We start from the raw sequence: 6,070 nt of genomic DNA, 5'->3' as shown, positions 1-6,070 counted from the left end.
ATGCCTAAAAAACGTATTCATAGACGCTTTCCATCTTCAATAAAAATTGAAAAATCTATTGATTTTGTTGGTTTGTATTATGACAATGAAGGATTTCGTGTTCATATTTCAGATTTTTCTAAAGAAAAATCTGAAATATTTGTAATTAATTTTGGTGCAATGGTATTGGCTCATAGATGTATGGATGAAGGAAAATATTTATCTTTAGAAGCTATTGCTGATGTATATGATTATCCTGATAGTCCAATTGTTATTGTAGAAAATTCTGATTTTTTAGAATGGTTTCATAATGAATCTTTAAATTTATATATAAAAGATACAATATTTCATGTAATGATACTTACGCAAGATGATTGGATAGATGTTTTGTGCCTAAATCTTCCAAAAATAAACATTATTTATTCTTAAATAATTTATTCAATTTTTGGCCTCTGTGGCGGCTTCGAATATCAACAATGACTACGCTTCTGTTGTTTCCCAGACGGGGCTTTTTGCTGGGAAGGGTGGTCTGAACGTAACCGTTGGCGGCAATACATCGCTGACCGGTGCGGTGATCTCCAGCCTTGCGCCTGCGAATGATAACACTCTGAACACCGGCACGCTGACGGTCAGCAATCTGGATAATCACCGGGATAACTCTGCCGTCTCGATGACTGCCAGCGCGTCAAGCAGCGGAACGGGCAGTGGCGGCGGTGTCGCCCAAACCAGCGATAGTGCACACAGCACAACCCTGTCCGCGATCACCAGCAATGTCGGTGTGACGGTGCGGAACGGCTCTGTTCCATCGAATCTGCTGCGTCCGGATCAGCTGACGGCGAACACGTCACTCGGCACAGTCACTGGCGGTATCGCGGTGAATGGCGGCACGGCGCTGCAAACCACGAACGGGTTGCAGAACAAGTTCGATCCGCAGCAGACGCGTAATGATCTCACGGTTCAGAACGGCTTTACCCAACTCGGCATGATGGTAAGCGGCGAGGTTGCGAAATCTTATCGCGACAAAGCCGATCGTGATGTTCAGGCGGCCTCTGAGAAGCTTGAGAAAGACCGGCGTAATGGCGCTGATTCCAGCACGCTTGCGGCGGATGAGTCTGATCTGAAGAACAAGCAGGCTACGGCTGATTTCTGGTCCGGCTACGGCTCCGGCCTGATGCATATGGTGGTGGCAGGCACTGGTGCCGCGCTGGGCGGCGGGAACGTCGCGGGGGCGATGGCGGGCAGTGCGGCGGGTGATGCGGCCTCTGGCGCTCTCTCCGGCTTTACCGGTCAGGTAACGGCTGATCTCCCTGCCTGGCTGCGTCCGATCGCGACGAACATCGTGACATCAACCGTGAGCGGTGTCGCCGGTGGGATTGCCGGCAGCGCGGTTGGCGGTAGCGGTGGCACGCTCAGTGGTGCCGGTGCGGCGATGAGCGCGGATCAGTTCAACCGGCAACTGCATCCGGTTGAACTGGACCGGATCAGGCAGCTTGCGAACGGTGATCCTGAGCGGGAGGCGGCTCTGACGGCTGCGGCCTGTGCTTTGGTGAAATGCTACGCGGAGTATGCTGAGGGCAGTCAGGAATACATATTCTGGAAAAGCATTGCGGATGTTGGTGCCTCTTCCGGTTATGCGGATCTGCGCAATCAGTTGAGTTCGCAGACTGCATTTTTTCAGGGAGGGAGTGCCCCTGGGCATAGTCCTTCTGCGGAACAGGCACTTTTTGGTTATTCCGCGTCTGATGCTGCAATTGACGCGTTGAGTGCGTTTGATTCCGGTCACGGCCAGGTTCTCACGAAAGGGATGGCTACCTTGCAGGTCGCCGGTGGATATACGGCTGCGGTGACGGGTCGTGCGCTGACGATCAGCGGTATCACCAGCTGCGCGGCAAGCTTTGGCAGTGGCTGTATGGTTGCTGCCGGTGGCATTGTTCTGAGTGGTTGGGCTGCTGATCAGGTAGCGGCTGGCCTGATGACGATCAGCGGTCATCCGACGGGGACTTTCGGCGCACAGGCTCTGGTTTCTGTCTTTGGGATGTCTCCGGGGGCCGCGGAGCTTCTGTATGGCATGGCCGGAGGAGCCGCGGCTTCTGCTGCCGGCTCAGCACGGCAGATACCCGGAACCGTGATCGTGAAAGACGGCGAGATGACCGTCGTCGGGCAGCCGGGTGTGCAGGTGAAGGGGTATGGAAGTGTAACCGGTCCGTTTACCTACAATACTGTGGAGAATCCTGGACCGTTAGCAAGCCTGCCAGGCAATCCAGCCGCAAACTTCATGAGTGGAAAATATAATTCTACCGTATTGACGGATGACATCGTATTATATCGTGCAGGAGATGCTGGCGCACCTCTTGGTCAATGGTTTACGAGGGAGCCCCCCTCATCGGTACCTCAAGTCAGGATTGATTCGGCTGTGAAGCCGCAGTGGATTGATCCTAAAACTGGCGTTCTTACGGGCGTATCCAATATCAATACTGTCTACGCTGTAAAAATTCCCAAGGGAACGACAATTTATGAGGGGCCGGTCGGTAATCAAGGTGGAGTATATTTAGGAGGATATAACAAAGATCAGATCTTTATTCAAACACCATGGAATATAGAAGGCGTCCAAGTTCTTGGATCGACTCCGATAAAATGAAAGAAATTGTAGATAAACGTGCCGCTACGGTTCTTGTGTTGCTTGAGGAGCTAGAGAGCATTCTCAATGCTAAAAACGAACGAAACTGGTTGCGTGGAATTCAGGCTGCAATAGCTGAATTGCAGAAGAAAGAGGGGAGAGCAGATTCAGAGGGGTTTGAGAATGCGCGATCGATCTACCTAACCATGATCGCTGGTGGCCGGGGATTCTCGGAGTATTTCATCTGGGATAATGATGAAGATGGCCGTTTTGCAGCAAACGCCAAGCTTGATCAGATTCGTGAACGTTTATGGGTGTTGTTTAATGCTGTGGTCTGAATTTAAAATTGTCTGAGCAAAATAGCTTACTTTGAAGGAAAATTTTATTTCCACATTTTTTTGGAGCCCAAAGTTTGCATTGTCTCCTTATTTTTCTTTAGGCAGCCGGGATAAAGTGCTTACTGATGGTACGGTAATGTTCTGAACACCGGCACGCTGACGGTCAGCAATCTGGATAATCACCGGGATAACTCTGCCGTCTCGATGACTGCCAGCGCGTCAAGCAGCGGAACGGGCAGTGGCGGCGGTGTCGCCCAAACCAGCGATAGTGCACACAGCACAACCCTGTCCGCGATCACCAGCAATGTCGGTGTGACGGTGCGGAACGGCTCTGTTCCATCGAATCTGCTGCGTCCGGATCAGCTGACGGCGAACACGTCACTCGGCACAGTCACTGGCGGTATCGCGGTGAATGGCGGCACGGCGCTGCAAACCACGAACGGGTTGCAGAACAAGTTCGATCCGCAGCAGACGCGTAATGACCTCGCTTTCAATCAGGGATTAGCAACGCTTTTTGGTCAGGTCGCCAATGAAGCTGCCGGTGCCCAAATCCGCAATGCGGGATGGAAGGAAGACAGTGCGGAAGCCTTGGCGCTGCATGCTGTGATCGGTGCCGCGCAGGGTGCCATCGCAGGAAGCGGCAGTGCAGGCAGTATTCTGGCTGGCGGGCTTGGCGCAGCGGCTGGAACGTATTCCTCGGCGCAATTACAGCGCTATTTGTGGCAGGATTATCTGCAAGGTGGTGCGATCCGTCCTGATAGCCCGGCTGGCCATGTCGTCATCCTCATGGCGAGTGCGGCTATTGGATCTGGTATAGGGGCGCTGACCGGCGCAGGCATGGGCGGTGCAGGGATCGGTGCGGTCCTGGGTGGTTCCGCAGCAGCCAGCTCTACACTCTACAATCAGGAGGAGCCTCTTGATGAAGAGGTCAATCGCCCTGTTGGTCCGAATGGTGAGCCTCTGACGGAAGAGGAAATCCTCGACACGCATAACTTCAACTTTGCTGCCAGAGAACTTGCGAAGATTGATCCTGAGAACCCTGCGCTGAAAATGCTGATACCACAGAATTATGTGCCGACCCGTGAAGATGTGGTGCGGATGCAGCAGGCGCTGGCAGAGGCAAGGAACATTAAGTCCCTCAATACAACAGCGGATGGTTTGCAGGAGCTGATCAAGAATGCTTCCGTTGGTACGGAAAACCTTTCTGCTGCCGATCAGGCGACTTTGGATGCCAGAAAAGCATTGTTGGAAACACTCTCTAATCGGAGTGGTGGTTTATCGAATTTATTCAGACTGAATGGTGATTTTGTCGGTACACCTAGTGGTGGGGCCGGCAGTCCACGTGAAATGCCTGCCAGTGCGAACCCTGATCAAACGGCTGAGCAGTTTGCGTTCAATGCATTCAACGGTAGAATACCGACAAGTTTTAAGCCAATTCCGGGTAAGCCGGGGGCATGGGTTGCGGAATTCAGTGATGGCAGTGCTGTAACCTTTCGTCGAGCTGGGCAAGCAGGGCGGGATACACTGTCGACGACAGCCACTGTTGAGATCAATGATCCTGTGGTAAAGGGATTAAATTCAAATAGGATTCTAAAGTTAAAATTTCCTCGTGAGTAGAATGATGTGTGATCAAAAAATTCTCCAAGCTTACCAAGATGATATTTATATGTTGAGCATTACGGAGATGGCTACTTATAGTATTCTTCCTGAAATAGAATTGTATGATCAGATTACAGGCGAATCGACATGGAAGGATAGGGTGATTGGTTTTGTCGAAGCCTCTTGTAAAACTGGCATAGCAGATATTGATACTGGAACAGAAATATCTATATGGCAGGCTATAGAGAATATAAAGAATACCGATAAAGATCGTGATAGAGGTACTGATAAAGATAATGATAGAATTGCAGCCTGGTATGGCTATCAATTATACTCTACTGCATATGGTAAAGAATTAATAAAGGGTTTTAATATAGGGGGGCTAAAGAGGCCCCTTTCCCCATCATTTGTGGGATGGGCAAAGTTGTATATGTTAAAATAAAGAAATAAAATAATGCCGCCCGGGCGCGCGGAGTTGAACTAAATACGGGCAGCATATCATCCTGCTCTCGATCGAGAATACCCTATTATAATTTGCGCACAATACACGCGGCTCAGCAGCGAGAACGTCACGAAATCCGCTGCCTTACGGCTTTACCCAACTCGGCATGATGGTCAGCGGCGAGGTTGCGAAATCTTATCGCGACAAAGCCGATCGTGATGTTCAGGCGGCCTCTGAGAAGCTTGAGAAAGATCGGCGTAATGGCGCTGATTCCAGCACGCTTGCGGCGGATGCGGATGGTTTTAAGCGTGCACAGCAAGTTTCTGAATTTGGGGCAGGCTACGACTATTTTATCAGCGTATCTTTACAGGCCTGTATTTGGTTGTATGCGGATTACCCGGAGCAAATTGCCAGATGAGATCGTTGTTGGAGGAAACACCCAGCAAAGAACTGCAGACAGTGCCATATCCATTTTTTTCAGGTAGGCAAATGCGGCTTTCGTGGGGGGCGTCCTGGTTGGCCATGATTGCGGGCCATGCACCCCAGTCGGGCAGAGAGGGAGCAGCAATTGTCTGGAAAATCGGTAGGAAGCGTGCTGCGCGGGGGCTGGGAGTATGATGCGGATCATGAGCGGTGAACATGTTGATTCCCGCTTTTAGTGGGATAACTTCTGGTTTCCCGGGCAAACTTTTGCCGATCAGGCAGAAGGCATGGCTCCGATCGGCCACCACCAGATGAAAGCCGCGCCACGCACCTGCATCCAGTTGGGCGATTGCCTGCACGGCTTCCTCTGCACTGCGATAGTGCAGAGCGAGAATGGGAAGATCTCCCCGGCTTCGTTTGCCAGCAACAGGGCCGAGCGTGCCGGTGCGATTGAGCACGGCGGCCACCACGCCCTGATCGTTGATAGCCATCCATGTCCCGCCCGCCACGGTATCCAGTCCACCTGTGACCGCCATATCCGGCCAATGCCGGGCAGGAGGCAGCCAGGGACGCGCCAGTCGTTCATCCCGGTTGGCGGCGATCAACAGCGGCCAGTCCGTACCGGGACGGTGGAGAAGGACCAGAGTGCACATGCCCGGCCTCCTTCAGCCG

General features: G+C 51.9%; 7 protein-coding genes. 6 read left to right on the top strand and 1 reads right to left on the bottom strand.

Annotated features, from left to right (window positions below; all coding sequences use genetic code 11):
• The 6 genes from GBCGDNIH1_RS24875 to GBCGDNIH1_RS24870 all read left to right on the top strand — a co-directional run bounded on the left by GBCGDNIH1_RS24875 (window position 1) and on the right by GBCGDNIH1_RS24870 (window position 5,393).
• Window positions 1-408, top strand: coding sequence for a hypothetical protein (locus GBCGDNIH1_RS24875; protein WP_011632364.1), 408 nt, complete (start codon window positions 1-3; stop codon window positions 406-408).
• 16 nt (window positions 409-424) lie between these two features.
• Entirely contained in the window at window positions 425-2,617 is a 2,193-nt protein-coding gene (locus tag GBCGDNIH1_RS20820) for a hypothetical protein (protein ID WP_011632363.1), read from the top strand.
• Window positions 2,614-2,934 (top strand): hypothetical protein, encoded by a 321-nt coding sequence (locus GBCGDNIH1_RS20815; protein ID WP_025318728.1) that lies wholly within the window; start codon window positions 2,614-2,616, stop codon window positions 2,932-2,934. The genes GBCGDNIH1_RS20820 and GBCGDNIH1_RS20815 overlap by 4 nt, the downstream gene beginning before the upstream one ends.
• Before the next feature lie 204 nt (window positions 2,935-3,138).
• Complete coding sequence (locus GBCGDNIH1_RS20810) at window positions 3,139-4,551, top strand: hypothetical protein (RefSeq protein WP_011632362.1); 1,413 nt, start codon at window positions 3,139-3,141, stop codon at window positions 4,549-4,551.
• 67 nt (window positions 4,552-4,618) lie between these two features.
• Window positions 4,619-4,975 carry a hypothetical protein gene (locus GBCGDNIH1_RS20805; protein ID WP_157692021.1) on the top strand — a complete coding sequence of 119 codons (357 nt, stop codon included), beginning with the start codon at window positions 4,619-4,621 and terminating at the stop codon, window positions 4,973-4,975.
• A gap of 166 nt (window positions 4,976-5,141) precedes the next feature.
• Window positions 5,142-5,393: a hypothetical protein gene (locus GBCGDNIH1_RS24870; protein ID WP_157692020.1), complete on the top strand. Its 252-nt coding sequence runs from the start codon at window positions 5,142-5,144 to the stop codon at window positions 5,391-5,393.
• On the opposite strand, the gene GBCGDNIH1_RS20800 is transcribed toward GBCGDNIH1_RS24870, so the two are convergent.
• Window positions 5,329-6,051 carry an NRDE family protein gene (locus GBCGDNIH1_RS20800; RefSeq protein ID WP_011632361.1) on the bottom strand — a complete coding sequence of 241 codons (723 nt, stop codon included), beginning with the start codon at window positions 6,049-6,051 and terminating at the stop codon, window positions 5,329-5,331. The two genes, GBCGDNIH1_RS24870 and GBCGDNIH1_RS20800, sit on opposite strands and share 65 nt — an antisense overlap.
• Window positions 6,052-6,070 lie beyond the last annotated feature (19 nt).

It is taken from the genome of Granulibacter bethesdensis CGDNIH1, from assembly GCF_000014285.2.
In the GTDB taxonomy this organism is placed as follows: domain Bacteria; phylum Pseudomonadota; class Alphaproteobacteria; order Acetobacterales; family Acetobacteraceae; genus Granulibacter; species Granulibacter bethesdensis.
This window is presented reverse-complemented; position numbering and strand designations above follow the sequence as displayed.

Excerpts from the sequence above, each read along its gene's own strand:
- GBCGDNIH1_RS20810 (WP_011632362.1), top strand. The coding sequence starts at position 3,139 with ATGACTGCCAGCGCGTCAAGCAGCGGAACGGGCAGTGGCGGCGGTGTC.
- GBCGDNIH1_RS24870 (WP_157692020.1), top strand. The coding sequence starts at position 5,142 with ATGATGGTCAGCGGCGAGGTTGCGAAATCTTATCGCGACAAAGCCGAT.
- GBCGDNIH1_RS20815 (WP_025318728.1), top strand. The coding sequence starts at position 2,614 with ATGAAAGAAATTGTAGATAAACGTGCCGCTACGGTTCTTGTGTTGCTT.
- GBCGDNIH1_RS24875 (WP_011632364.1), top strand. The coding sequence starts at position 1 with ATGCCTAAAAAACGTATTCATAGACGCTTTCCATCTTCAATAAAAATT.
- GBCGDNIH1_RS20805 (WP_157692021.1), top strand. The coding sequence starts at position 4,619 with ATGGCTACTTATAGTATTCTTCCTGAAATAGAATTGTATGATCAGATT.
- GBCGDNIH1_RS20800 (WP_011632361.1), bottom strand. The coding sequence starts at position 6,051 with ATGTGCACTCTGGTCCTTCTCCACCGTCCCGGTACGGACTGGCCGCTG.